Origin of the sequence: Brucella sp. 22210, from assembly GCF_052045675.1 — a bacterium.
Classification (GTDB): Bacteria; Pseudomonadota; Alphaproteobacteria; order Rhizobiales; family Rhizobiaceae; genus Brucella.
Genome location: NZ_JBQEPD010000001.1, coordinates 558,485 through 584,768, shown reverse-complemented (window position 1 = coordinate 584,768; position 26,284 = coordinate 558,485). Strand labels below are relative to the sequence as shown.

The following is a 26,284-nucleotide window of genomic DNA, read 5'->3' as shown; positions in this document are numbered from 1 at the left end:
TAAATTGACCAGATGATAAAAAATTTGACCTTCCGAAAAAATCTGTCATCCTACCCTTAACCGGAGCAGGCAACAGCAAGATTGCAGCCCGGACATGAGCGGCATTGCGCAAAGGGAACCCGCATGTCGCATAGAGCACCGAGGCGTCTACAGGGACGCACAAAGGTCGCTCTGAAGCATTTCTACGCATCGTGATTTCCAAAGGTCGATCCCGATTTTTGGGCCAATACTGTAGATAAAAATGGGAGATGCGATCCATGAATCCTTCCACGAGGGGATCCGCAGGCAGTTCATCCATTGATGCAGAAGCGGGCCACACGCCTGACATTCACGGCGCGCGCCTTGCGGCCGGTGAATATGCGCATGTGTTTGACGATCTGCATCCACCGCTGACGCGGCACGAAGCCATTGTCGAGTCCGACCGTTGCTATTTCTGCTATGACGCGCCGTGCATGAATGCCTGCCCGACGGGCATCGACATTCCGATGTTCATCCGGCAGATCAATGCGGGCAATCCGGTCGGCGCGGCCAAAACCATCCTGAGCGAAAACATTCTCGGCGGCATGTGCGCCCGCGTCTGCCCCACCGAAACGCTGTGCGAAGAAGTCTGCGTGCGCGAAACGGCTGAGGGCAAGCCGGTCAAGATCGGCAATCTGCAACGCTACGCCACCGATGTTCTGATGGCCGAAGGCAAGCAGCCCTTCAAACGCGGACCAGAAACCGGCAAGCATATCGCGGTGGTCGGCGCTGGCCCTGCCGGTCTTTCCGCTGCACACCGTCTGGCCATGAAAGGCCATCAGGTCACCGTGTTCGAAGCGCGCGCCAAGGGCGGCGGCCTCAACGAATATGGTATTGCGGCCTACAAGACCGTCAACAATTTCGCCCAGCGCGAACTGGAATTCGTGCTGGAAATCGGCGGTATCACCGTCGAATACAACCAGACACTCGGCCAGGACATCACCATCGAAGCGCTGAAGGCGGGCCATGATGCGGTGTTCCTCGGCATGGGTCTGCCGGGCGTGAACGATCTTGGCCTTGCTGGCGAAGATGCGCCCAATGTTCTCGACGCGGTCGATTACATCGCCAATCTGCGTCAGGCGAAGGACCTCTCCACCCTCCCGGTCGGTCGCAATGTGGTCGTCATCGGCGGCGGCATGACGGCAATCGACGTTGCGATCCAGACCAAGAAGCTTGGCGCGGAAAATGTCACCGTCGTCTATCGGCGTGGTCAGGAAAGCATGAATGCCAGCGCCTATGAACAGGAACTGGCGCAGATCCACGGCGTCGTGATCCGGCACTGGCTGCAACCCCATGCGCTGGAACGCAGCGGCGACGGCATCGTCCATGCCGTGACCTTTGAATATACCGGCAATCAGGACGGCAAATTGGTCGGGATGGGCGACTATCTGACGCTTGAAGCGGATCAGGTCTTCAAGGCTATCGGCCAGACATTCGATCCAGAACCGCTGCGCGGCTCCGGTATCGGCATGGCCAAAGGCCGGATCAGCGCAGATGCGGAAGGCCGCACCTCGGTTGAAGGCATCTGGGCGGGGGGCGACTGTGTTGCCGGCGGCAAGGACCTGACGGTCGCATCGGTCGAGGCGGGCAAGGTTGCCGCCGAGTCGATTCATGCGACGCTGACGCGGCGTCCGCAGCCAGTGGAAGGCTTCGCAGAAGCCGTGCTTTCCGGCGGCGCGCATCACACGACTGCATCCCCGCGGGCCAGAAGCGTCCCGTCCGATCAATGGGCAACGACCCAGCTTGGCAACGAGCAAGGCTGAGGAGGTTCAAGACATGGCTGATCTTTCAACGAATTTTCTCGGCATCAAATCACCCAATCCTTTCTGGCTGGCTTCGGCCCCGCCGACCGACAAGGCCTATAATGTGGAGCGCGCCTTCAAGGCGGGCTGGGGCGGCGTCGTGTGGAAGACGCTGGGTTCGGAAGGCCCGCCAGTGGTCAATGTCAACGGCCCGCGCTATGGCGCAATCCATGGCGCAGACCGGCGACTTCTCGGCCTCAACAATATCGAGCTGATCACCGACCGCCCGCTGGAGGTCAATCTGCGCGAGATGAAAGAGGTGAAGATGCGCTGGCCGGACCGCGCGCTGATTGCCTCGATCATGGTGCCTTGCGAGGAGGAAGCCTGGAAGGCGATCCTGCCTCTGGTCGAGGAAACCGGCGCGGACGGCATCGAGCTGAACTTCGGCTGCCCGCATGGCATGAGCGAACGCGGCATGGGTGCGGCTGTCGGCCAGGTGCCGGAATATGTCGCCATGGTCGTCAAATGGTGCAAGCAATATAGCCGCATGCCGGTGATCACCAAGCTGACGCCCAACATCACCGACATTCGCAAGCCCGCCCGCGGCGCTTATGCAGCGGGTACGGATGCCGTATCACTGATCAACACGATCAACTCCATCGTCTCGGTCGATCTCGACCGCATGTCGCCGGTGCCGTCGATTGACGGTCGCGGCAGCCATGGCGGCTATTGCGGCCCGGCGGTGAAGCCCATCGCGCTCAACATGGTGGCGGAAATCGCCCGCGATCCCGAAACCCACGGCCTGCCGATTTCAGGCATTGGCGGCATCACGACATGGCGCGATGCGGCAGAGTTCATCGCGCTCGGTTGCGGCACGGTTCAGGTTTGTACAGCGGCCATGACCTACGGGTTCAAGGTCGTGGAAGAAATGATCGACGGCCTGTCGGACTGGATGGATTCGAAGGGCTATGAAACGCTCGACGATTTCCGCGGCATGGCCGTGCCGCAGGTTTCAGACTGGCAGTATCTGAACCTGAACTATGTCACCAAGGCGCGCATCGATCAGGACCTCTGCATCAAGTGCGGTCGCTGTCACATTGCCTGCGAAGACACTTCGCATCAGGCAATCACCAATCTCGTCAATGGCGCGCGCCATTTCGAGGTGATCGATGAGGAATGCGTCGGCTGCAATCTCTGCGTCAATGTCTGCCCGGTCGAGGACTGCATCACCATGGAGCAGATCGGCGGCGTTGATCCGCGCACCAAGGCGCCGATTGCGCCGGATTATGCCAACTGGACCACGCATCCGAACAACCCGATGGCTGTGACGGAAGCGGCGGAATAAAGCGTGATCCCGAAAAGTTGTTCGACTTTTCGGACAAGATCACGCGGAAAAAACAGCCATCGATCAACAATGAAAAACGCCGGGCAAGACCCGGCGCTTTTTATTTAGCCCGTCAGGCGATCAGACGATCAGTCCCTCGGCGCGCAAGGTCTTCCAAAGTTCATCCGGGATAGTCTGCTCGAACCATGCCACATTGGCGCGGATCTGTTCCGGCGTGCGAGCGCCGACGAGAATGCAGCTAACCGCCGGATGCATCATCGGGAACTGAACGGCGGCAGCAGCCAAAGGCACGTTAAAGCCATCGCAAATATCATGCAGCCGTTCGGTGCGGGCGATGATTTCCGCAGGCGCATCGGCATAGTTGAACTTCTGCTGTCCGCCGCGCGGCGAAGCCAGAATGCCCGAGTTGAACACACCTGCCACGACGAGCGCCATGCCGCGCTTTTGCACCAGCGGCAGGAATTCCCTTTCCGCGTCCTGATCCAGCAGCGAGTAACGTCCGGCCAGAAGCGAGCAATCGAGATCGGCTTCGTCCAGCGCATCGCGAATGGCCTGCCATTCATTGACGCCGAGGCCGAAGCCCTTGATGTTGCCCGCATCGCGCAGTTCGGTCAGTGCGCGAAAGCCGCCGCCCTTGGTCAGCGCACCCCAATGGTGCTCGTGCAGATCGGCATGAGTGACGCGACCTATATCGTGGACATAGAGCAGATCGATATCGGGATAGCCGAGCCGCTGCTGGCTGTCGTCGAAACTGTGCATGATGCCGTCATAGCTGTAATCGAAGACTTCCTGAAACTTGAGCCCGTTGCACCAGCCGGAATCGAATTCGTTCTTCGGCGGCGCTGGCGGCAGCTTGCGCCCGGCGCGCTCGGTGGTCATCAGGCGGCCAACCTTGGTGGAAATGACGAAAGGCTCACTCGTTTCCCGAAGCATATCGCCCAGGAGATGCTCGCTGCGGGTGTAACCATACATCGGCGCAGTATCGAAATAGCGGATGCCGCTATCCCAGCCTGCTTGCAACAGCGCTGTCGCATCTGCACGCGAGACTGGCTCGTAAAGCCCGCCCAGCGGCGCAGTCCCCAGACCAAGCGCCGTGACTGACAGGCCGGTGCGGCCCAGCACCCGCCGTTCAGTGGCCTTGAATCCCATGAAATCCTCACTTCCTCACACCGCGCATGACCGGCGGCGTTCTCCCATTTGCAGAACTGATAGTGCAGATCGCGAAAACTGTGAAACGGTTTTCGCGATGTGTCTGGAACAAATTGTATGGAATTCAGCTGTCCTTGAAACGCGCCTGAATGCTTTGCGACAGCAGGGCCACCGGGCGCGTCTGGTCGCCGGGCGGGTTCCACAGCAGCTCCTCGATCTCGCTGGAAGCCACCGGCACCTGACCATCCTTCAATGTGAGATGGAAAAGCTCCGCTTCCACGGTCGCGTCCACCTCATTGGCGGCGGGGGCAGACATCTTCGCCGCATAGCGCAACTGGCTCGCGTCGATATGGATGCCAAGCTCTTCCTCGATCTCGCGGATCAGCGCGATTTCGGGCTGTTCACCCGCATCGATCTTGCCGCCGGGCTGGAAGAAAATGGTGCTGCCACGCTTGCGCACCAGCAGGAACCGGCCTGCCTCGTCGCGGATGATGGCTGCTGAAATGCGAATCGTTTTCATGATGCGGCAGGTTCGTCCCGCGGGCGAATTCCGTCAAGGATGATGGCGCTGACCGCTGCCGCCGTTTCGTCGTAAAAGCCAGGCTTTTGGGTGCGGTCTTCCAGTATTGCGGAAATCTGCACCGAGAAATCCGAATAATGCTGTGTCACCGCCCAGATCGTGAAGATCAGGTGGTAAGGGTCGACGGGCACGATGCGCTTTTCCGCGATCCAGCGATGAATGACAGCCGCCTTTTCATCCACGAGTTGCTTCAGATGCCCCTTCAGGAAATCGGAAATGGCTGGTGCGCCGTGCAAAATTTCATTGGCGAACAGCCGCGAGGCTTCAGGCTTTTTGGCTGAAATTTCCAGCTTCACCGCGATATAGCGGCGCAATTCATCCAGCGGATCGCCTTCCGGATCAATATTCTCGAAAGGCTCCAGCCAGGTGGCAAGCGTGTCTTCCAGAACCGTCACATAGATGTTCTGCTTGCGCGGAAAATAATAGAGGAGATTGGGCTTCGACATGCCCGCCTTCTCGGCGATCTGGTCGATGGTCGAGCCACGAAATCCATAGTTTGAAAACACTTCCAGCGCCGCGTCGAGAATGAGCCGGCGATTGATGCCCTGAATGCGCGTCGCGCCTTCCGTCTTCTCATGCGCAGCCGGATCGGCATGCGTGGGGGATGAGGCAGATGGGGGTGCGGAAGGGGCTGTGGCCATTTGACACCTTTCGGCAGTGTAGAATTTTTCAAAAGCGCTTGACCGTCTTCGAACGCTCTTCTAGCCTGCATTTTGACCAACTAGTCAAGTTTTTGCAATTCAGGCAAGAATATTGTGGCCAAAGAGCCGGGTCGCGGGAACATTTTAAGCGGGTGGATACGAGCCAGAACCAGAATTGGCGGGGTATCCAACGCATCCATACAATGAGGAGGTCGAGCGCATGGTGCTCACCAGCAATCTCAGAGTCAATGGCGACCGCCTGTGGGACAGCCTGATGAATATGGCCAAGATTGGCCCGGGCCTGCGCGGCGGTAATAATCGCCAGACGCTGACCGATGAAGACGGCGAAGGCCGCAAGCTTTTCCAGTCATGGTGCGAAAAGGCCGGACTGTCGATGACCGTCGACACCATGGGCAACATGTTTTTCCTTCGCCCCGGCGAAGATGCCGATGCCGACCCCGTCTATATGGGCAGCCATCTCGACACACAGCCGACCGGCGGCAAATATGACGGCGTTCTGGGTGTGTTGGGCGGCCTCGAAGTCATGCGCACGCTCAACGACATGAACATCCGCACCAAGCGCCCGATCGTGGTCACCAACTGGACCAATGAGGAAGGCACCCGCTTTGCGCCTGCCATGCTGGCTTCGGGCGTGTTCGTAGGCGTGCTGGATCAGGACTGGGCCTATGCGCGCACCGACGCCAAGGGCAAGAAGTTCATCGATGAGCTGGAGCGCATCGGCTGGAAAGGCGACGAGCCTGTCGGCAAGCGGAAAATTCACGCCATGTTCGAATTGCATATCGAACAGGGACCGATCCTTGAGGCTGAAAACAAGGATATCGGCGTCGTCAGCCATGGTCAGGGCCTGTGGTGGCTGCAAGTGACGCTGACCGGCAAGGAAGCGCATACCGGCTCGACCCCGATGAAGATGCGCAAGAATGCCAGCCTCGGCCTTGGCAAGATGCTGCAACTCGTCAACGAAATCGCCATGGCGCAGCAGCCGGATGCCGTTGGCGGCGTCGGCCATATCGACGTCTCGCCCAATTCGCGCAATGTCCTGCCGGGCACGGTCGTGTTCACGGTGGATTTCCGCTCGCCCAATCAGGCTGTGCTCGACGGCATGAAAGCGCGCTTCGAAAAGGAAGCGCCGAAGATTGCCGAGGAACTGGGCATCGGCATTGAGATCGAAGTGGCTGGCCATTTCGATCCTGTCACTTTCGACAAGGGCTGCGTGGAAGCCATCCGCAATGCCGCCGAACGGCTTGGTTACAGCCATCGCGATCTTGTTTCCGGTGCTGGCCACGATGCCTGCTGGGTCAATCGCGTTGCACCGACGGCAATGGTCATGTGCCCTTGCGTCGACGGGTTGAGCCACAATGAAGATGAGGAAATTTCGAAGGACTGGGCGTCGGCTGGGACCGACGTGCTTCTGCATGCCGTATTGGAGACTGCTGAAATTGTAAGCTGATTTCACTGCCATCCAATACGGCTTCTGTTTCGCAACAAAACCAAAAAGGGGAACGAACAGTGGCCAGTAAAGTGATCAAGGGCGGCACAGTCATCACTGCCGACCGCACCTTTAAAGCCGACGTTCTCATCGAAGGCGAGAAGATTGCTGCCGTTGGCGACAATCTGACCGGCGATGAAATTATCGACGCAACCGGCTGTTATATCATGCCCGGCGGTATCGATCCGCATACCCATCTGCAAATGCCCTTCATGGGCACCTATTCGTCGGACGATTTCGACACCGGCACAGCCGCAGCGCTTGCGGGCGGCACCACCATGGTGGTCGATTTCGTGTTGCCGGATTCCGAAGGCAACCTGCTCGACGCACTTCAGGAATGGTTCCAGAAGGCGGGCAAGGCGCGCACCGATTATTCGTTCCACATGGCCATCACCGGCTGGAACGAGCGCACCTTCAACGAGATGGCCGAAGTGGTGAAGCGCGGCATCAACACCTTCAAGCATTTCATGGCCTATAAGGGCGCGCTGATGGTGAATGACGACGAGATGTTCGCCTCGTTCCAGCGCTGCGCAGAACTGGGCGCCATGCCGCTCGTTCACGCCGAAAACGGTGATGTCGTCGCCCATTTGCAAGCCAAGCTGATGGCCGAAGGCAATAATGGACCGGAAGCCCATGCCTATTCGCGCCCGCCGGAAGTCGAAGGCGAAGCCACCAACCGCGCCATCATGATCGCCGATCAGGCAGGCGTGCCGCTTTATGTGGTGCATGTTTCCTGCGAGCAGAGCCATGAAGCGATCCGCCGCGCCCGGCAGAAGGGCATGCGCGTCTTCGGCGAGCCGCTGATCCAGCACCTGACGCTTGACGAAAGCGAATATCATAACAAGGATTGGGATTATGCGGCGCGCCGCGTGATGTCACCGCCCTTCCGTGACAAGGTCAATCAGGACAGCCTGTGGGCGGGCCTTGCGGCTGGCAGCCTGCAATGCGTCGCGACCGACCATTGCGCCTTCACCACCGAGCAGAAGCGCTATGGCATTGGAAATTTCGTCAAGATTCCGAACGGCACCGGCGGCCTTGAAGAACGCCTTCCGGTTTTGTGGTCACGCGGTGTTCGCACCGGTCGTCTGACGCCGAACGAATTTGTTGCGGTGACGTCGACCAACATTGCGAAGATCCTCAACATCTATCCGCAAAAGGGCGCTGTCCTGCCGGGAGCCGATGCCGATCTGGTGATCTGGGATCCGGAAGCCACCAAGAAGGTTTCGGCCAAGACTCAGCACTCCTCCATCGATTACAATGTGTTCGAAGGTTTCGAGCTGAAGGGCCTGCCGGTCGTGACGCTCTCTCGCGGTCGCGTAGCCTTCAACAAGGGCAAGGTTACCGCCGAGCCGGGCGACGGTCGCTTCATCGAACGCGAGCCGAACGGCGCCGTGAACAAGGCATTGTCGCAGTGGAAGGAAATCGTTGCTCCGCGTAAGGTGGAACGCAGCGCAGAACATATGCCGATAGGAGTCTGACACATGGCTCTAGCTCAGCTTCGGGAACCGCGCATGAATGTAAATGACAGCATGGCCCCGGAGCGGGGCTTGAGTGATGCGCAGACGGTGATCGACATCAAGGATCTGTCATTGGTTTTCGAGACCAATGACGGACCGGTCCATGCGCTGTCCAATATCAACCTCGCGATCCAGCGTGGCGAGTTCGTTTCCTTTATCGGTCCTTCGGGTTGTGGCAAGACCACGCTGATGCGTGTGGTCGCCGATCTCGAACAACCGACCTCCGGCTCGGTCACGGTCAACGGCAAGACGCCCGCCAATGCACGTCTCGACCGGTCCTATGGCTATGTGTTTCAGGCAGCAGCCTTGTTTCCATGGCGCACGATCGAAGACAATATCAGCCTGCCGCTGGAAATCATGGGCTATTCCCGGGCGGAACGTCAGGAGCGGATCGAGAAGAACCTCGCGCTTGTCAATCTGACCGGCTTTGGCAAAAAGTTCCCATGGCAGCTTTCCGGCGGCATGCAGCAGCGCGCCTCCATTGCACGTGCGCTGTCGTTTGACCCCGATATGTTGCTGATGGACGAACCCTTCGGCGCGCTTGATGAAATCGTGCGCGACCACCTCAATGAACAGCTTCTGAAACTCTGGGCGGCGACACGCAAGACGGTGATCTTCGTCACCCATTCGATCCCGGAAGCTGTGTTTCTTTCCACCAAGATCGTTGTGATGAGCCCACGTCCGGGCCGCATTCATGAAATCATCGATTGCGATCTTGGACCGGACCGGACGCTGGATATTCGTGAATCGGAAGCTTTCCTGAAAATCGCCCATCGCGTGCGCGAAGGCCTGCGGCTGGGGCATATTCATGAGTAAAGCTCGCAGCCTATATTTTATCATAAGAGGCCGAAGATGAAGGCCTTCCTGCACGACAAATTCATTCCCGTGACGACGGTTCTCGCCGTGTTCGTCGCGCTCTGGTATGGGCTGGCGGTCTTTCTGAATGCGCCCTTCGAACGCGATCAGGCTGAGCGCGCCGGAACCGAGATTTCGTTTTCCACGCTCGTCGCCAATACGATGAGCCAGGAGCGCCCCGTTCTGCCCGCGCCGCATCAGGTGGCGCAGGAAATCTGGAAGACCGTCTTCGAAGTCAAGCCAAGCTCCAAGCGCAGCCTCGTCTATCACGGCTGGGTCACGCTTTCCTCGACGCTGCTCGGCTTTGCACTCGGTTCGCTTCTTGGCATTGCGCTGGCGGTCGGCATCGTCCATTCGCGCACGCTCGACAGGAGCCTGATGCCGTGGATCATCACCTCGCAGACGATCCCGATCCTCGCCATCGCGCCGATGATCATCGTGGTGCTGAACGCCATCGGCATATCGGGCCTGCTGCCGAAAGCCTTCATATCGACCTATCTGTCCTTCTTCCCCGTTGCCGTTGGCATGGTGAAGGGGTTGCGGTCGCCGGATGTCATGCATCTCGACCTCATGCGCACTTATAATGCGTCACGCGCGCAAGTGTTCTGGAAGCTGCGCTGGCCTGCGGCCATGCCGTTTCTCTTCACATCGATGCAGATTGCCGTTGCCATCAGCCTTGTTGGCGCAATCGTCGGCGAATTGCCGACCGGCGCCGTGGCAGGACTTGGCGCGCGCTTGCTCGCCGGTTCATATTACGGGCAGACGGTGCAGATCTGGGCGGCACTCATCGCCGCTGCCGTCATGGCCGGTGTCTTGGTGGCATTGGTCGGGCTGGTGGCGCGCATCGTCAACAGCCGCATGGGCGCAAAGCCGGAAAGGGCAACGGCATGATGACCGGAATCCTCTCCCTGATCGCCATCATTGCGGTGTCGTGGGTGATTGTGGGCTGGGTTTCCAGCCTCAAGGCCCGCACCCCGCAAGGCCAGAAACTGCTCGACATCGCGGTCCCCGCCCTGTTCGGTATCGCCATGCTGGTGCTGTGGGAAGCAGCCGTCCGGCTGTTTGCCATACCGCAAGTGCTGCTGCCCGCACCTTCCGCCATCTGGGCGCGGATCGTCGATTCCGTGCCGATCCTCTGGGCGGATTTCCGCCAGACCTTCATGAAGGCGGTCATCATCGGTTATGTCGCCGGTTGCGGGCTGGGCTTCATTACGGCCATCGTTGCAGACCGCATCCCCTTCCTGCGCAAGGGCCTGTTGCCGCTCGGCAATCTGGCGGCGGCGCTGCCCATCGTCGGCGTCGCGCCGATCATGGTGATGTGGTTTGGTTTCGGCTGGGAGTCGAAAGCTGCCGTCGTCATCATCATGACCTTCTTCCCCATGCTGGTGAATACGGTCGCAGGCCTTGCCAGCACCGGTTCAATGGAACGCGACCTGATGGAGACCTATGGCTCCAATTACTGGCAGACGCTGGTGAAGCTGCGCCTGCCCGCCGCCATGCCCTTCATCTTCAACGCGCTGAAGATCAATTCCACACTTGCGCTGATTGGCGCTATCGTGGCCGAATTCTTCGGTACGCCGATTGTCGGCATGGGCTTCCGCATTTCGGCTGAGATCGGCCGCATGAATGTGGACATGGTCTGGGCTGAAATTTTCGTCGCCGCTCTGGCGGGATCGCTCTCTTACGGGCTGATCGCGCTGATCGAGCGCAAAGTGACATTCTGGCACCCTTCTTACAGGCGGGGGTGAAGCCTTTCCCGCAAAAGCGCGAAATGCTTTTGCGGGAAATGCGTAAATGTAAGCAGATCCGGTATCCGCCAACATAAGGCGGGACCGTCAACCAGAGGAGAACCAAGCATGAAGAAGGCACTATCCATAGGCCTCGCAACAGCCGGACTTGCTCTCGCACTCATGAGCACGACGGCCATGGCCGCAGACAAGCTGACCTTGCAGCTCAAATGGGTCACGCAAGGCCAGTTCGCGGGCTATTACGTGGCCAAGGACAAGGGTTTCTATGACGAAGAAAAGCTCGATGTCGAAATCAAGCCAGGCGGTCCGGACGTTGCGCCACCGCAGGTGATCGCCGGTGGCGGTGCGGATGTGGTGGTCGACTGGATGCCGTCGGCGCTTGCCACCCGCGAGAAGGGCGTACCGCTTGTCAACATCGCCCAGCCTTTCAAGAAGTCGGGCATGATGCTGACCTGCCGCAAGGAAACCGGCATCACCAAGCCGGAAGATTTCAAGGGCCGCACGCTGGGCGTCTGGTTCGGCGGCAACGAATATCCGTTCCTGTCCTGGATGAACCATCTGAAAATCCCGACCACCGGCGGCAAGGATGGCGTTACCGTTCTGAAGCAGGGCTTCAACGTGGACCCGCTGATCCAGAAGCAGGCCGACTGCATCTCGACCATGACCTATAATGAATATTGGCAGGTGATCGATGCCGGTATTCCTGCCGACCAGCTTGTCGTCTTCCCTTATGAAGAACAGGGCGTGGCGACGCTGGAAGACGGTCTCTATGTGCTTGAGAAGAGCCTTGATGATCCGGCCATGGTCGACAAGCTGGCACGCTTTGTCCGCGCTTCGATGAAGGGCTGGCAATATGCATCCGAACATCCTGACGAAGCCGCCGACGTCATTCTCGACAATGATTCTTCCGGTGCGCAGAAGAAGGAAGTTCAGGAGCGCATGGTCAAGGAAATTGCCAAGCTGATCGACGGCTCGGACGGCACGCTCGATGTTGCCGCTGCCGATCGCACGGTTGAAACGCTGCTTGGCGGCGGTTCCGATCCGGTCATCACCAAGAAGCCGGAAGGTGCATGGACCGCCAAGGTCACCGATGCGATGAAGAAGTAATCATCGCACTCTCAATATTAAAAAACCCGGAAGCGCGCTTCCGGGTTTTTGTTTGTCCGTCCGATTGTTCTACTTCAGCTTATCTTCCAGAGCCACAGCCCGAACAAGCTCGCGTTGCAGACGCGCTTCTTCCTCTACCTTTGGCTTGGTGAAGCGTCCGAGCAGCAGATAGGCCACCGGCGTCACATACAGCGTCGCAATGGTTGCAAGGCCCAGACCGCCGACGATCACCCAGCCGAGCGCCACGCGGGCTTCAGCCCCGGCCCCGCTGGCCAGTATCAGCGGTACACCGCCAAGCACGGCGCAGATCATCGTCATACAGACCGGACGCAGGCGGATATTGGATGCTTCTTCCACCGCCTCCCGCACGCTCAGCCCCTTGTCGCGCAACTGATCGGCGAATTCGACGATCAGAATGCCGTTCTTGGCCATGATGCCGACCAGCAGCACAAGGCCGATCTGGCTATAGACATTGAGGCTGGTGCCGGTCAGCATCATCGCGATAACAGCGCAGCCAAGACCGAGCGGCACCGTCGCCATGACGATCAGCGCACTCACGAAGCTTTCAAACTGCGCCGCCAGCACCAGCAGAATGATGATGATGGCAAAGCCGAACACCATGGCAAGACCGCTGGAGGTTTCGCTGAGCGTCGTGGCTTCGGCCAGCGGAATGATATGGCTGCCCAGCGGCAGAAGCGGCGCGGCAATTTCCTGTGCTGCGGTGAAGGCATTGCCGAGCGCGAAATCAGCGCGCAGGCCGGTGGTGATGGCCACCGAACGCTGGCGCGTTTCACGATCAAGCTGCGGCGGCACCGCCTTTTCAACGACGGTTGCGATGGACGACATCGGCACATAGCGACCGTCCGCCGCTTTCATGAAGATGTTTTCCAGATCGGTCGGGTCGTTGATCGGATTGGTGGTCGCGACGAATTTCACATCGAAACTGCGGTCGCCCACATAAACCGAGCCGATCTTGCGCCCATCCAGCACCGACTGCACGGCATTGGCGAGGCCAGTAATGTCGATGCCAAGATCGGAGGCGCGCTCTCGGTTGATCTCGACGGAAAGCTGCGGTTGTGTCGGCTCTACCGAAAGGCGCGGCTGCACAAAGCGCGGATCTTTTTCCAGCGCCGCCACAACGGCCTGCGCGGCAGGCTGAAGCTTGGCGTAATCACTGCCGACAATGGCGAATTGCAGTCCGTTACCTGCGCCGCGAATACCGAGACTGTTCGGCTGCGTCGAGAAAATGCGCACAGCGGTAATGTTCTGCACCCGCTTGGTGATATCCGCCATGATCTCCTGTTGGCTGCGGTGACGCTCCTTCCATGGCGCAAGCGTCAGCACCATGAAACCATTATTGGAAGAGCCGCCGGAACCGGCAATGGCATAGGTGGTGACAATCTCGCCATCGTCACGCAATGGCTGGATTGCCTCCTCGATCTTGTTGAGCTGCGATTGCAGAAAGTCAACGCTGATGCCTTGTGGCCCGTTGATACGCAGCACCGCCACGGCGCGGTCTTCCGACGGCGTCAGTTCCTGACGGATCGTGCCAAAGACAGCGACCGATGCGCCGCCGAAAAGCAGCGCAACCAGCACAACGACCCATGGCGCGGCCAGACAGGCATGAAGGGTCTTGCGATAGAAACTTGCAAGCCCGCCGCCAATACGGCGCAGGAAAAGCGGACCATGTGCGCCTTCCGTCTCGCCGCTGCCTTCTTTCAGAAAGCGCGAGGCCAGCATCGGGCAAAGCGTCAGCGCCACGACAGATGACAGCAAAACGGCAATCGCCAGCACGAAGCCGAATTCGCGGAACAACCCGCCCGCCTGCCCCGGCAGAAACGAAATCGGCACGAACACGGCAGCCAGCGTCAGCGTGGTCGCGATGACGGCGAAGAACACTTCCTGCGTGCCAAGCACCGCAGCAGCGCGCGGGCCCATGCCCTGATTGCGCCGTCGCACAACATTTTCCAGCACCACGATGGCGTCATCGACCACAAGGCCGGTGGCAAGCACCAGCGCCAGCAAAGTCAGGATGTTGATGGAAAAGCCCGCGAGATAGATCGCCGCAACGGTGCCAATCAAAGCCACCGGCATGGACAGGGCCGGAATGAGCGTGGCGCGAATATCCCACAGGAACATGAAGATAATCGCCACCACGATGATCACCGAAGCGATCAGCGCAATCTCGACTTCATGGATAGCGCCGTTGATGAAGCTTGCATCATCGCTGGTGACTGCGATGTTGACACCCGGCGGCAGGGTTTGCTGGAGATTGGCAACGGCAGCGCGGACGCCTTGCGAAATATCGAGCGTGTTGGACTGCGCCTGACGCACAATGCCCAGACCGATAGCCATCTTGCCATTGGAACGCACTGCCGAACTTTCGACATCCGGCCCGAGCGTCACAGTGGCGACATCACGGATCTGCGTGCGGCCCTTGATGTAGACATTCTCGAAATCTTCGGGCTTTTCCAGATTGGCCGTCGCACGCACCACGATGGCCTGATCGGAGCTGCGCAGCGATCCCGCTGGCGCATCCAGCCCCATGGAATTGAGCGCGGTCGCCACATCGGCCAGCGTCAGCCCGTAGCTCGCAAGGCGCGCCTGATTGATGTCGATGCGGAAAATCTTGGCGCGGTCGCCGTTAATCTGCACATCGGCCACGCCCGGCACAGCCGACAGCACGTCCTGAATCTGGTCTTCGATCAGCACGGTCATGTCGTCCACGGACATGGTGTCCGAGGTGACGGCCAGTCGCATCACGGGATCGGCATTCGAATCCGCCTTGATGATACGCGACGGATCGGCTGCTTCCGGCACCGTGTTGGCAACGCGTGAAATCGCATCGCGCATATCGGCGGCAGCAACATTGAGATCGACACCGTCATTGAACTCGACCGTCACACGGCTGCGTTCAAAGGACGATGTAGAGGAAATCGACTTGACGCCGGACACGCGCGCAACGGCGTTTTCCAGAACCTGCGTCAGCTGGCGGTCGATGGTTTCGGCGGACGCGCCACTGAAATCCGTGCTGATCGTAACGACGGGACGATCGACATCGGGCAATTCGCGAATATCGACGCCGGTGAAAGCAGCAAGACCTGCCACGACAATCAGAACATTGATGACGAAAGCAAAGACCGGGCGACGAATGAAAAGCGCCGTCGAGCCGCCGCGCTCGGCGGATGATGATTTATGACTGCTCACCAGCGCCCCCTCAACCGGCTACAGGTTTTGCAGCCGCGGGATCGGCGCGGGCTGTGCCCTGCTCGTCCATCACGCGAACGGGTGCTTCATCGCGAACGGTCTGAACCCCTTGCGTGACGATCATGTCGCCCTGCTTGATGGGACCATCCAGAAGAATGCTGGTGGCATTGCGCTGCACGACACGCACCGCGACCTTCTTCGCCAGCCCCTCTTCGATGCGCCAGATGTAAGAGCCGTCAGCGCCCCACTGGATCGCCAGCGGATCGACGGATGGAAAACGGTTGCCGGGGAAAAGCACCGTGACATAGAACGACATGCCTGCGCGCAAACGATCTTCCGAATTGTCGACCTCGGCCCGCACATGCAAGGTGCGGCTTGCCTCGTCGATCATATTGTCGACGGCATTGATCTCGCCCTTGTGGGTTTCCCCCGGAAAGGCGGTTGTTGCCGCGGTCAGCGGCTGGCCCACCTTGATCTGCGGGGCAAAACGTTCGGGAACCCAGATATCGACCAGCATCTTGGAGCGGTCATCCACGCGCGCAATGGAGGTCTGGGCCGTGACATAGTTACCTGCATTGACGGGCAGAATACCGACCACGCCGGAAATCGGCGAGCGCACCGTGCGGCGGCTCAAGGCAAGCTGCGCATCCTTCAATGCAAGCTGCGCATTGGCAACACCCAGCTCGGCTTCAACGGCCTGAACACCGGTTGCCGTGTTCGTGGCTCTCAGGCGTTCGATACGCTGGCGGGTTGTCTCGGCATCTTTCAGGGCCGTTTCGGCCTTGGCGACGGCAATCGTCTCGGTGTCGGAATCAAGTTCTGCAATCGCATCGCCCGCCTTGACGGTGTCGCCGGCCTTGACGAAAAGCTTGTTCATATAACCGCTGGAATAAGGCGTGATCGACACGGTGCTGAGCGCACGCGCGGAGCCGATGGCGGTCAGACGATTATTGATGGTTTCTTCGCTTGCCGGTTCGACGACGACCAGTGGCGCCCTCGCGCCGGATCTGGCAGCGGATTGCTGAGAGCGGGACGCATCGGCGCCAGCAGCGGCGTTCTCCGACGCTGCATTTTTCTGTTTATAGGCGTACCAGCCGCCCGCAGCGGCCAGAACGATAAGCAGGCAGACGATAATCTGCTTCCACGATTTCATTAAGCTCTCCGGCAGAACCCGTCCCATCGCTGCCCGACAGGTCCCGTCTTTTGAAAAATATACTTTTTTGCTCGACACGTCGAATGTCTGACCATTTGCGGCAACCATTCGACACAATGGTTACCGCCTGCCCATGACAGAGATTCGATGGAGAAATAGCTAACACTTCCCCATATTGCTTTTTTGCATCGCCTCCCGAGAAGGTCGAATTAAATTTCCGTAATCCTTGCCAGCAATCTGTCGCCAGCTCAATTCAATCGATACAATAATGCCTGTTGGAAATCTGCTCCGCCACCATATATAGGAAGCTATATTTATTGCAGTCTCGAGACTCACAGGCATATTGGGCATATCGGGGCATATCGGGGCATATCGGACGCGCTGTATCGGCCAACAGCCCCAGACGCCGTCTATTTGGAATCAGGTTATGGCGGTTGTTGAAAAGACCATAGATCCGGGCGACGTTCCGATGGAGGCCACTGTGCAGGACGGAAGCGCGGAAGATCGCACATCGCCTGCGCAATTCACGCGCCTGCGCTGGCAGAACCGTCTTTCCAGCAAACTGCTTCTGCTTATCGTGCTCGCCGTTCTCGTGGCAGAAGTTCTGATTTTCGTACCGTCCATCGCCAATATGCGCCTGCGCTGGCTGACATCGCGCCTCGATACGGTGGGCGCGGTAAGCGAAGTGCTGGCAGCGAGCGCGAATATGGACGTTCCGCGCGCCATTCAGGACAAGGTTCTGCTCGTCACCGGCACCAAGGCGATTGCGCTGCGTGAAGCCGGCGCTTCTCGCCTGCTCGCCATGTCGGAAATTCCGGGCAAGATCGATCAGGTCATCGACCTCGATAATGTCAGCGAAGCCGCATCTATATGGGACGCTTTCAGCACACTTTTCTCCGGCGGGGACCGAACGCTGCGCATCTATGGTTCAGTGTCGCCGACAAGCGCGCCTGGCCGGGTGATTGAAATCGTCACGTCCGATGCGCCCATGCGGCGCGCCATGCTGCTTTATGCCCGCAACGTCGCCGTGATCTCGCTAATTATATCCGTAATTGCCGCCAGCCTGATCTATCTCATCATTCATGAAATGCTGCTGCGCCCCGTGCGCATCATGCATCGCAACATGATCGACTTTGCAACGACGCCGGACAATCCGGCGCTCATTCTGGTGCCGGAAAACCGCAAGGACGAGTTCGGCATCGCCCAGCGGCAGATTTCCCACATCCAGAGCGATTTGCAGCGCACGCTGAAGGAACAGAAGCATCTTGCCGATCTCGGGCTTGCCGTGTCGAAGATCAATCACGATATGCGCAACATTCTGGCCTCCGCGCAATTGATGTCCGACCATCTGGCGGACGCCAAGGACCCGATGGTGAAGCGTTTCGCGCCCAAGCTCATCCGCACGCTCAGCCGTGCGATCAGCTATTCGGAGAGCGTGATTGCCTATGGCCGCTCGCAGGAAGCGCCGCCAAGGCCGCGCCGTGTCAACCTGCACGCCATCGTCACAGATGTGCAGGAAAGCCTCAATCTGGAAAGCGAAAGCGGCATCGAGTTCGACAATCGCATTCCGGACGACTTCGAACTGAACGTCGATTCGGAGCAGCTGTTCCGCGTGCTCAGCAATTTGTGCCGCAATTCCGTGCAGGCGATGGAGCGCGACGATACCGGCGGCGCTGCGGCTGTAAAGCGCCTGACGCTCTCATCCGGACGAATCGGCACCACAGCCGTCATCGGCGTCGAGGATACGGGCCCGGGCCTGCCGCAAAAGGCGCGCGATAACCTCTTCACGGCATTCAAGGGTTCAACACGCAGCGACGGCACCGGACTGGGCCTCGCAATCGCGCAGGAGCTTATCCGCGCCCATGGAGGCAGTATCGAGCTTCGGGAAGACCGCCCAATCGGCGCGCATTTCGAGATTCGCCTGCCTGATTTGCCTGCGCAGCGTGAAAGAGAACAGACGCGGCGGGAGGAAACCGCCTGACTGGGGAAAAACCCCAGGGAAAACAACGGTGGAGAAGCCCGGAAAACCGGGCTTTGACAAGAAATATTCACATAACGGCATTTTTTTCTCAGAAGACGCTTGCATTTAGTAATGGGTCCGATTATCAACCGCCCATCGCCGCAGCGAGCGGCACAAAGGCAAGCACCCGTAGCTCAGCTGGATAGAGCACCAGACTACGAATCTGGGGGTCAGAGGTTCGAATCCTTTCGGGTGCGCCATTTCTTTTCAAGCATTTAGCGAAGATTTCAAGATAGACTGATCGACAGATCGGCTTCGCTGTTTTGCTTATCCGACTTCAGATCGGAACACCTCCACTCAAAATCAGGCTGCTGAAATAGCTTCGGCTCGTTGCTTTCGATGCGCTGCTGAATGCAGCGACATGGCTGTGGTCGCCTACTCCACCGAATCCATAACGCACTGATATGTAACGCCTTGAGAGGTGATCGCGATTTTCGTCAACGTCTCATACGCGATTTCATAGCCCTCGCCTGCAAACTTGCTGCCGGAAGTGGATGGTACCTTTTCAAGAAGACGGTCGCGGCTAAAGGCGCTCAATCGAATATGGTCAGGATCATCAGGCGACGTGAAAACATCGATGACATTGTCATGGTCACAGACATAAGAGATACGGTCCTGATCGGCCTCAGCGTGGGCCAGAGAGGGCATCAGGAATAAAACGGCACCGAACAGCCAACGCATGAAAACTCCCTCCTGAGGCCCCGAAACGCGCCCCGCCCGAACGGCGCGAGCAAACGCCCATATCTTCCCTTTCAAGCACATCCTGTTTGAAAGCCGCTTCGTTCTTCGAACGACAGTTCCATTGGATGCGCGCTGTTCTCACATAACGAACTGCAAGCAATCCGCGCAAGGGAGCATCGAAGCGACCGATGCGAAAAGCGGAACGAGCAAGCGTATTGCGCAAACATCAGCGCCAGTCATGCAGCATTTTTTCCTGGAGAAGAAGTGGTGCCCGGAGGCGGATTCGAACCACCGACACGCGGATTTTCAATCCGCTGCTCTACCAACTGAGCTATCCGGGCATCCTGTAGCAAGCACTTGGTCTTGCCGTGTGGCGGTGTTGGTGTCCGCCGGAAGTGGGTGGGTTATAGCATTAAATTTCGCGCTGTCCAGCACCGTATCGCATTTTTTATGCGCTTTTCTCACAGTTTCTCTAATGAATTGATTTCACAAGAGAAAAAGCGTCAAAAAGCCTAATTCTCGCCCTCGTCCTCTTCGCCCAGAGGCTTGCCGGGGATGACATAGCTTCCCGAAAGCCAGCGATTGAGATCGATGCTTTTGCAGCGCGGCGAACAGAAAGGATAGCTGTCACGCACCGAAGGCTTGCCGCATTCCGGGCAAGGGCGTGTCGGGCGCAGCGGCGTCACGCGGGCGCCTACTGCTGCGGATATGTCCTTCTTGCCGTTCATGGCTTAAACCTTAAACTTTTCCGGTGCTCCAGTTGGCATAGACCGGATAATCACCGTCAGCCAGCAGGCTTACAGTTTCCTGGAGCGGCAGGCCGACCACATTGCTGTAGGAGCCAACCAGTTTGACGACAAAGCTGCCTGCAAGGCCCTGTATGGCGTAGCCGCCAGCCTTGCCGCGCCATTCCCCCGAAGAGAGGTAGGCGTCAATCTGCTGGCGCGACAGGCGCTCGAAGCGCAGGCGCGTTTCCACCAGGGTCTGGCGCAGATTGCCGTTCGGCAAAATGAGGCAGACGCCCGTGAAGACCTTATGGGTGCGGCCAGACAAAAGACGTAAGCATTCACGCGCCTCATCGGCGGTTTCCGCCTTGGGCAGAATACGCCGCCCAACCGCGACGACCGTATCGGCCGCGAGCAGGAAGGACTTGGCGAAATTGGCGTCGCTCTTCAGCTGCGCCAGCGCCGCTTCCGCCTTTTCACGCGACAGACGGCGCGCCAGCGAGCGCGGATGCTCGCTACGCTGCGGCGTCTCGTCTATGTCGGCAGGCTGGATATGATCCGGCTCGATACCGGCCTGCCCCAGCAGTTCAATCCTGCGAGGAGACCCGGAAGCCAGAACCAGCTTGTGTTGCGCAACTGTCGTCAAGAACACCCCCGAAACGGCTGCCCGTGCGTGATAAGCTTACTTGAAGCGGTAGGTGATGCGACCCTTGGTCAGATCATAAGGGGTCATTTCGACCAGAACCTTGTCACCGGCCAGAACGCGGATGCGGTTCTTGCGCATACGGCCAGCCGTATGAGCGATGATTTCATGTTCGTTTTCGAGCTTCACGCGGAACATTGCATTCGGCAGCAGTTCCGTAACAACACCCGGAAATTCGAGGACTTCTTCTTTCGCCATGCGATACCTGTTTCTTTCTTCGATAAAAAGCGTCCGAAAATGGACTCTGATCCTAAATTTGGCCGGAACCTATATGATTAGGCGGCATTTGTGAACAACGGAATTCCGTGAACTTACTTCGGGCTGAAACGCTGCAAAATCTGCGTCTTCAACCGATCCCGCACATCGCGATAAGCATTCATGATCTGCTCGCGGCTGCCGGTGACCAGCGTGGGGTCCGGCGTCGGCCAATATTCCACATCCACGGAGAAACCGCGCATGCGCTCCAGCACCGTATGGTGGGCAAGCGGTGTCAGCGTCACGATGAGGTCGAAATAGCCGTCGGCCAGTTCTTCAATGCCCCGCGGTTGGCGGTCGTCGAGCGAAAGCCCCTCTTCCGAAAGCACGGCATCCACGAACGGATCGCGTTCGCCCCGTTTCACACCTGCGGAAGCCACATATATATTGGGTGGTAGCAGCTTTCTTGCAAGAAGTTCGGCCATTGGCGAGCGGATCGCGTTCTTGCCGCAGACGAAAAGCAGGGATGACGGCAGTTTCTGTTTCGGGCCCACATCGCCCTCTCCATCATCCTGCGCGTTCACGACATCAACAGCGACCATGCAGGCTCAACCTCGCCAATGCAGCACGCAGACAAGCGTGAACAGTCGCCGCGCCGTGTCGAAATCGACGTCGATCTTGCCCTTCAGCCGCGCCTGCAAGGTTTGCGACCCTTCATTATGCAGCCCGCGCCGCCCCATATCGATGGCTTCGATCTTGCTTGGCGTGGCCGAGCGGATCGCCTGATAATAGCTTTCGCAAACCAGGAAATAATCGCGCACCACGCGGCGCAGCGGGGTGAGCGACAATATATGCGTCGCCACATCGTCTCCGCTTTCACGGCTGATGGCAAAGATGAGCCGCGTTTCCATCAGCGAGAGTTTCAGCCTGTAGGGACCGCCGGTCTCGTCGCCAATCGGGTGAAAGGAGTTCTCTTCGATCAGATCGAAAATCGCGACCGCGCGTTCATGCTCGACGTCAGGCGTCGACCGCCCGATGGATTCATCGAGTTCGACATCAACAAGACGGGCATTGGGAACGCCAGCGGTCATGATGCCTCATAGATTGAGCCGAATGGCGACAGATTTGGCGTGTGCGTCGAGACCTTCGGCACGCGCGATTTCAATAGCCGCAGGGCCGAGAACCCGCAACTGGTCCGGACCGAGCTTCAGAAGCGAGGTGCGCTTCATGTAATCAAGCACGTTCAGGCCCGACGAGAACCGGGCCGAGCGCGCCGTCGGCAGCACGTGATTGCAGCCGCCGACATAATCGCCGATCACTTCCGGCGTGTGCGCGCCGATGAAGATGGAACCGGCATTGCGGATTTTCGGCAGCAGCGCTTCCGGATCAGCAACGGCGATTTCCAGATGTTCGGCAGCAATACGGTTGGCGAGCGGAATCGCCGCCTCGAAATCATCGACCAGAATGACCGCGCCGAAATCGCGCCAGCTCGCGGTAGCGGTCTGAGCGCGGGGCAGCGTCAGCAGCTGGCGCTCGACTGCCGCTTCCACATCCTTGGCCAGCGCTTCGTCATTGGTCATGAGAATGGATTGCGCGGCAGTGTCATGCTCTGCCTGCGCCAGCAGATCAGCAGCAATCCAGTCCGGATTGTTGTCCTTGTCGGCAATCACCAGAACTTCCGACGGACCGGCGATCATATCGATACCGACGATACCGAACACAATGCGCTTGGCCGCCGCGACATAGGCATTGCCGGGGCCAACAATCTTGGCGACCGGCTTGATGCTTTCCGTGCCATAGGCAAGCGCCGCAACAGCCTGTGCGCCGCCGACACGATAGATTTCCGAAACGCCTGCCAGACGCGCCGCAACCAAAACCAGAGGATTGAGAATGCCATCGGGTGCCGGAACGACCATGACAATGCGCTCGACACCCGCCACCTTGGCAGGCACGGCGTTCATCAGGACCGAGCTTGGATAGCTGGCCGTGCCGCCCGGCACATAAAGGCCGACCGCCTCGATTGCCGTCCAGCGCGAACCAAGCTCAACGCCGAGCGCATCAGTATAACGGTCATCCTTGGGCAATTGCCGCGCATGGTGGCTTTCAATACGCTCATGCGCCAGTTTCAGCGCCTCGACGGTGGATGCCGGTGCAACCTCGAAAGCTGCGTCGATTTCAGCTTCCGTAACGGCAATGCCAGTCTTTTCCAGATCGATGCGGTCAAAACGGCGCGAGTAGTCGATCAGCGCCGCATCACCTTCGCGGCGCACGCGCTCAACAATTTCGCGGGCTGCGCGGTCTACATCGGCCGAAACTTCGCGCTTGCCGGACAGGAAGGCTGCGAATTGCTGTTCGAAGTTCGGATCGGTTTGTCTGAGCGTCGTGACCACGCTTGTATTCCTTTAAATAGTCCAGATAAGAGCAACCGTCCGCGTGACAGCAGACGCGATGCATGGAAGATTCATCTCATACGCCGTGACGCGGGAGCGATTCCGTTTCCCAGGCCGCACCCAGATCCGTCAGCTGCGCTTCGATGCATTCCACCGAAAGACGGATAGCGGCATTTGCCGAGAATGTCAGTTCTATTGTGCCCGCAGGCGCCTCGCCGGGGACAAAACCGATGGTCAACAGCGACAGGACATCGTCCTGTTTCAGCCGGTCGATGCCGGTGGCCTTGGCGGCGGTGACGCGGTTGAAATGCAAAGCGGCGCGGCGACGCTGATATTGCGGCTTGCGCAGGAATTTCGGACGCGCTTCTTCCCAGACGAAGCGGTTCGCCGTCAGAACGAAGCGTTGTTCCTTGGCGATATATTGGAGGTCAGAGACTTTGAGAACCGCGTCCTGAAGATGGGCGGACAGGACCTGCAAATCCTCTTCATCCAACGCCACAAGCTTCAACATATCCATGGTCCGCACCGACTTCCTGTCATGTTCAAAACAACCGCCCCACATCGCATCCAGATTGGCGACACGGGTGGTTCACGAAGCAACTTTGCTCAATAGTTTGAGACAACTTTGCCCAATAACTTTGCATGTCGGCAGAAAAAAATCGACAGGCTTTTCAAGCCTGTGATCAATCAGCGTGCCAGAATGAAAAAGCCGGAACCTGGATTAGATCGCGTTTCGATCCGATTGCATCGGATCGGCGCTCTAATCCTTTGCCCTAACGCGCATCTTATCCGAAAACCGTTTCACACTTTTCGGGATGCGCTCTAAGTTCCGGCCCTTGCCGATTATCCGCTGATGCGTTCGACATTCGCGCCGCAACGCGAAAGCTTTTCTTCGAGACGCTCAAACCCGCGATCAAGATGATAGACGCGGTTGACGACGGTTTCGCCTTCGGCGGCAAGCCCGGCAATAACCAGCGAGACCGATGCGCGCAGATCGGTTGCCATGACCTGAGCGCCCTTGAGGCGTTCCACGCCTTCGACGGTCGCGGTCTGGCCGGACAGCGAAATCTTCGCTCCAAGACGCGCCAGTTCCTGCACATGCATGAAACGGTTTTCGAAGATCGTCTCGGTGATGTGCGATGTACCCTTGGCCTTGGTCATCAGGCCCATGAACTGCGCCTGAAGGTCGGTCGGGAAGCCCGGGAACGGGTCGGTGGTAACATCGACCGGATGGATACCATGGCCGTTGCGCACAACGCGCAGGCCGCTATTGGTCTCGGTGATTTCCGCACCGGCCTGACGCAGCGTATCAAGCGCCGACGAGAGCAGGCTTTCCTGCGCGCCTTCGAGCAGCACGTCACCACCGGTCATGGCGACAGCCATTGCGTAGGTGCCGGTTTCGATGCGGTCAGGAATGACGCGGACGCGCGCGCCGGAAAGGCTGGTCACGCCCTGCACGTGGATCGTGCCGGTGCCAGCGCCCGTGATCTTCGCGCCCATTGCATTGAGGCAGTCGGCAAGATTGACGACTTCCGGCTCACGCGCCGGGTTTTCGATGATCGTTTCGCCCTTGGCGAGAACAGCGGCCATCAGCATGACATGCGTTGCGCCGACCGAAACTTTCGGGAAGCGATAGCGGCCACCGACAAGCCCACCCTTCGGCGCACGCGCCTTGGCATAGCCGTTTTCGATGTCGATTTCGGCACCCAGCGCCTGAAGGCAATCGAGCAGCAGATCGACCGGGCGCGTACCAATGGCGCAACCGCCCGGCAGCGACACGGTTGCTTCACCCATGCGCGCCAGAAGCGGGCCAATCACCCAGAAGCTTGCGCGCATTTTCGAGACCAGCTCATAAGGCGCAGTGGTATCGACGATGTTGCGGGCGGTGAAATGGATGGTGCGGGAATAAGCGCCGTTCTGATGCTCGCGGCGGCCATTGACCGAATAATCGACGCCATGATTGCTAAGGATGCGGATCAGCTGCTCGACATCGGCCAGATGCGGCACATTTTCGAGCGTCAGCGTATCGTCGGTCAGGAGAGAAGCGATCATCAAGGGCAAAGCGGCATTTTTTGCGCCCGAGATCGGAATGATTCCATTCAGCTTATTACCGCCGACGATTTTGATGCGATCCATGCTGTTTCCCCTTCTGGGCCGGGGCTTGCCCCCGGAAATCGATTTGAAGCCGTTGGAACGCGTTTCGATCGGGATAATCGGATCAGCATTCCAACTGTTTGTTTTTAAGCACATCTTGCCCGAAAACCGGTTCACCCTTTTCGGGATGTGCTGTTGCTGCTGCCTGAACGGCGCGGCGGCGATACTGACAAAATGACGAGTCTTGCGGCGGAATTACGTTCAAACGCGAATCGCTTTCGAACGACAATGGCAACCGAGAACAGAGATGCGCTTTTACCTTAGCCGACGTCTCTCTTCAAGAAAGGCCTATTCGGTTTCTTTGCCAGCAGTGGAAATGCCGTCATTGCGCTCATCTGCCTCTCCGGAGCGTCGCGAACGCGACTGTTCCTTGCGGCGCATCAGATTCGCGCGCAGCTGATCGGCCAGCCGCTTCTTTTGACGGTCCAGCTGGTTTTGTCGTTCCTGATTGATCGGTTTTTCACTCATAAGCCGTGTTTACTACGAGAAAAAGCGCCAGAAAAGCGGCTTGATGCGCAGCTATATGCAGATTTCCACATTATGTGAAAAGAAATGCATTTGGTCGCTTGCGATTTGCGTAATGATGTGTCAGAAGTCCGCCGCACTCAAGAGAATGCTGCGGTAGCTCAGTGGTAGAGCACTCCATTGGTAATGGAGAGGTCGAGAGTTCAATCCTCTCTCGCAGCACCATTCATCTCTTTGATTTGGCAAATTTTCCCTGAAAAGTGATCGTAAATTGTCACCGCTTTATGCGATAGCATTTTAGCGCATTCTTACCCGTTGCTTATTTCATCGGATGGTCGGGGACCACTGATGAAACATTGGCGGCTAGCCGACGGTAAAACGG

General features: G+C 58.5%; 24 protein-coding genes and 3 tRNA genes. 11 read left to right on the top strand and 16 right to left on the bottom strand.

Annotated features, from left to right (window positions below; all coding sequences use genetic code 11):
- Positions 1 to 257: 257 nt before the first annotated feature.
- Entirely contained in the window at positions 258 to 1,781 is a 1,524-nt protein-coding gene (locus tag ACTJKP_RS02730) for an NAD(P)-dependent oxidoreductase (RefSeq protein ID WP_440629590.1), read from the top strand.
- Positions 1,782 to 1,794: 13 nt separating this feature from the next.
- Positions 1,795 to 3,105: an NAD-dependent dihydropyrimidine dehydrogenase subunit PreA gene (gene preA, locus ACTJKP_RS02725; protein ID WP_440629589.1), complete on the top strand. Its 1,311-nt coding sequence runs from the start codon at positions 1,795 to 1,797 to the stop codon at positions 3,103 to 3,105.
- 120 nt (positions 3,106 to 3,225) lie between these two features.
- Here preA and ACTJKP_RS02720 read toward each other — a convergent pair whose 3' ends face one another.
- From ACTJKP_RS02720 to ACTJKP_RS02710, 3 genes are all read right to left on the bottom strand, one after another.
- Positions 3,226 to 4,254, bottom strand: a complete 1,029-nt coding sequence (locus ACTJKP_RS02720; RefSeq protein WP_440629588.1) for an aldo/keto reductase — start codon at positions 4,252 to 4,254, stop codon at positions 3,226 to 3,228.
- A 124-nt stretch (positions 4,255 to 4,378) separates the two neighbouring features.
- Positions 4,379 to 4,774: an NUDIX hydrolase gene (locus ACTJKP_RS02715; protein WP_440629587.1), complete on the bottom strand. Its 396-nt coding sequence runs from the start codon at positions 4,772 to 4,774 to the stop codon at positions 4,379 to 4,381.
- Positions 4,771 to 5,475, bottom strand: coding sequence for a TetR family transcriptional regulator C-terminal domain-containing protein (locus tag ACTJKP_RS02710; protein WP_151588706.1), 705 nt, complete (start codon positions 5,473 to 5,475; stop codon positions 4,771 to 4,773). Before ACTJKP_RS02710 ends, ACTJKP_RS02715 begins: the two co-directional genes overlap by 4 nt.
- Positions 5,476 to 5,695: 220 nt before the next feature.
- Here ACTJKP_RS02710 and ACTJKP_RS02705 point away from each other — a divergent pair, with 220 nt between their 5' ends.
- The 6 genes from ACTJKP_RS02705 to ACTJKP_RS02680 all read left to right on the top strand — a co-directional run bounded on the left by ACTJKP_RS02705 (position 5,696) and on the right by ACTJKP_RS02680 (position 12,209).
- Positions 5,696 to 6,943: a Zn-dependent hydrolase gene (locus tag ACTJKP_RS02705; protein ID WP_440629586.1), complete on the top strand. Its 1,248-nt coding sequence runs from the start codon at positions 5,696 to 5,698 to the stop codon at positions 6,941 to 6,943.
- A gap of 59 nt (positions 6,944 to 7,002) precedes the next feature.
- Entirely contained in the window at positions 7,003 to 8,460 is a 1,458-nt protein-coding gene (gene hydA / locus ACTJKP_RS02700; protein WP_113533706.1) for a dihydropyrimidinase, read from the top strand.
- Between the two features lie 3 nt (positions 8,461 to 8,463).
- Complete coding sequence (locus ACTJKP_RS02695; protein ID WP_440629585.1) at positions 8,464 to 9,315, top strand: ABC transporter ATP-binding protein; 852 nt, start codon at positions 8,464 to 8,466, stop codon at positions 9,313 to 9,315.
- 36 nt (positions 9,316 to 9,351) lie between these two features.
- Positions 9,352 to 10,245: an ABC transporter permease gene (locus ACTJKP_RS02690; RefSeq protein ID WP_078337878.1), complete on the top strand. Its 894-nt coding sequence runs from the start codon at positions 9,352 to 9,354 to the stop codon at positions 10,243 to 10,245.
- A complete protein-coding gene (locus ACTJKP_RS02685) occupies positions 10,242 to 11,102 on the top strand; it encodes an ABC transporter permease (RefSeq protein ID WP_078337877.1) in 861 nt (286 codons plus the stop codon). Before ACTJKP_RS02690 ends, ACTJKP_RS02685 begins: the two co-directional genes overlap by 4 nt.
- Positions 11,103 to 11,210: 108 nt before the next feature.
- A complete protein-coding gene (locus ACTJKP_RS02680) occupies positions 11,211 to 12,209 on the top strand; it encodes an ABC transporter substrate-binding protein (protein ID WP_078337876.1) in 999 nt (332 codons plus the stop codon).
- Between the two features lie 69 nt (positions 12,210 to 12,278).
- Here ACTJKP_RS02680 and ACTJKP_RS02675 read toward each other — a convergent pair whose 3' ends face one another.
- Positions 12,279 to 15,416, bottom strand: coding sequence for an efflux RND transporter permease subunit (locus ACTJKP_RS02675; protein WP_440629584.1), 3,138 nt, complete (start codon positions 15,414 to 15,416; stop codon positions 12,279 to 12,281).
- A gap of 10 nt (positions 15,417 to 15,426) precedes the next feature.
- A complete protein-coding gene (locus ACTJKP_RS02670) occupies positions 15,427 to 16,569 on the bottom strand; it encodes an efflux RND transporter periplasmic adaptor subunit (protein WP_440629583.1) in 1,143 nt (380 codons plus the stop codon).
- Between the two features lie 427 nt (positions 16,570 to 16,996).
- Here ACTJKP_RS02670 and ACTJKP_RS02665 point away from each other — a divergent pair, with 427 nt between their 5' ends.
- Positions 16,997 to 18,550: a sensor histidine kinase gene (locus ACTJKP_RS02665; protein WP_440629582.1), complete on the top strand. Its 1,554-nt coding sequence runs from the start codon at positions 16,997 to 16,999 to the stop codon at positions 18,548 to 18,550.
- A gap of 162 nt (positions 18,551 to 18,712) precedes the next feature.
- Positions 18,713 to 18,789, top strand: a tRNA-Arg gene (locus ACTJKP_RS02660).
- A 175-nt stretch (positions 18,790 to 18,964) separates the two neighbouring features.
- Here ACTJKP_RS02660 and ACTJKP_RS02655 read toward each other — a convergent pair.
- The 11 genes from ACTJKP_RS02655 to ACTJKP_RS02605 form a co-directional block, all read right to left on the bottom strand.
- On the bottom strand, positions 18,965 to 19,270 hold the full coding sequence (locus ACTJKP_RS02655; RefSeq protein ID WP_440629581.1) for a hypothetical protein: 306 nt from the start codon (positions 19,268 to 19,270) through the stop codon (positions 18,965 to 18,967).
- 265 nt (positions 19,271 to 19,535) lie between these two features.
- A tRNA-Phe gene (locus tag ACTJKP_RS02650) sits at positions 19,536 to 19,611 on the bottom strand.
- Positions 19,612 to 19,782: 171 nt separating this feature from the next.
- The gene (yacG, locus tag ACTJKP_RS02645; protein WP_440629580.1) at positions 19,783 to 19,998 is read right to left on the bottom strand and encodes a DNA gyrase inhibitor YacG; all 216 of its coding nucleotides are present in this window, start codon (positions 19,996 to 19,998) and stop codon (positions 19,783 to 19,785) included.
- A 10-nt stretch (positions 19,999 to 20,008) separates the two neighbouring features.
- Positions 20,009 to 20,641: a Maf-like protein gene (locus ACTJKP_RS02640; RefSeq protein WP_440629579.1), complete on the bottom strand. Its 633-nt coding sequence runs from the start codon at positions 20,639 to 20,641 to the stop codon at positions 20,009 to 20,011.
- Between the two features lie 36 nt (positions 20,642 to 20,677).
- On the bottom strand, positions 20,678 to 20,896 hold the full coding sequence (infA, locus tag ACTJKP_RS02635) for a translation initiation factor IF-1 (RefSeq protein ID WP_002965531.1): 219 nt from the start codon (positions 20,894 to 20,896) through the stop codon (positions 20,678 to 20,680).
- A gap of 113 nt (positions 20,897 to 21,009) precedes the next feature.
- The gene (locus ACTJKP_RS02630) at positions 21,010 to 21,495 is read right to left on the bottom strand and encodes an arsenate-mycothiol transferase ArsC (RefSeq protein ID WP_280991526.1); all 486 of its coding nucleotides are present in this window, start codon (positions 21,493 to 21,495) and stop codon (positions 21,010 to 21,012) included.
- A gap of 6 nt (positions 21,496 to 21,501) precedes the next feature.
- On the bottom strand, positions 21,502 to 21,984 hold the full coding sequence (locus tag ACTJKP_RS02625) for a UPF0262 family protein (RefSeq protein ID WP_440629578.1): 483 nt from the start codon (positions 21,982 to 21,984) through the stop codon (positions 21,502 to 21,504).
- Positions 21,985 to 21,990: 6 nt separating this feature from the next.
- Positions 21,991 to 23,283 (bottom strand): histidinol dehydrogenase, encoded by a 1,293-nt coding sequence (gene hisD, locus ACTJKP_RS02620; RefSeq protein WP_078337868.1) that lies wholly within the window; start codon positions 23,281 to 23,283, stop codon positions 21,991 to 21,993.
- A gap of 76 nt (positions 23,284 to 23,359) precedes the next feature.
- A complete protein-coding gene (locus ACTJKP_RS02615) occupies positions 23,360 to 23,800 on the bottom strand; it encodes a DUF2948 family protein (protein WP_440629577.1) in 441 nt (146 codons plus the stop codon).
- Positions 23,801 to 24,126: 326 nt separating this feature from the next.
- Positions 24,127 to 25,419 carry a UDP-N-acetylglucosamine 1-carboxyvinyltransferase gene (gene murA, locus ACTJKP_RS02610; RefSeq protein WP_078337866.1) on the bottom strand — a complete coding sequence of 431 codons (1,293 nt, stop codon included), beginning with the start codon at positions 25,417 to 25,419 and terminating at the stop codon, positions 24,127 to 24,129.
- Positions 25,420 to 25,725: 306 nt separating this feature from the next.
- A complete protein-coding gene (locus ACTJKP_RS02605) occupies positions 25,726 to 25,905 on the bottom strand; it encodes a hypothetical protein (protein WP_078337864.1) in 180 nt (59 codons plus the stop codon).
- 147 nt (positions 25,906 to 26,052) lie between these two features.
- Between ACTJKP_RS02605 and ACTJKP_RS02600 the strand changes: the two genes are divergently transcribed.
- Positions 26,053 to 26,127, top strand: a tRNA-Thr gene (locus ACTJKP_RS02600).
- Positions 26,128 to 26,284 lie beyond the last annotated feature (157 nt).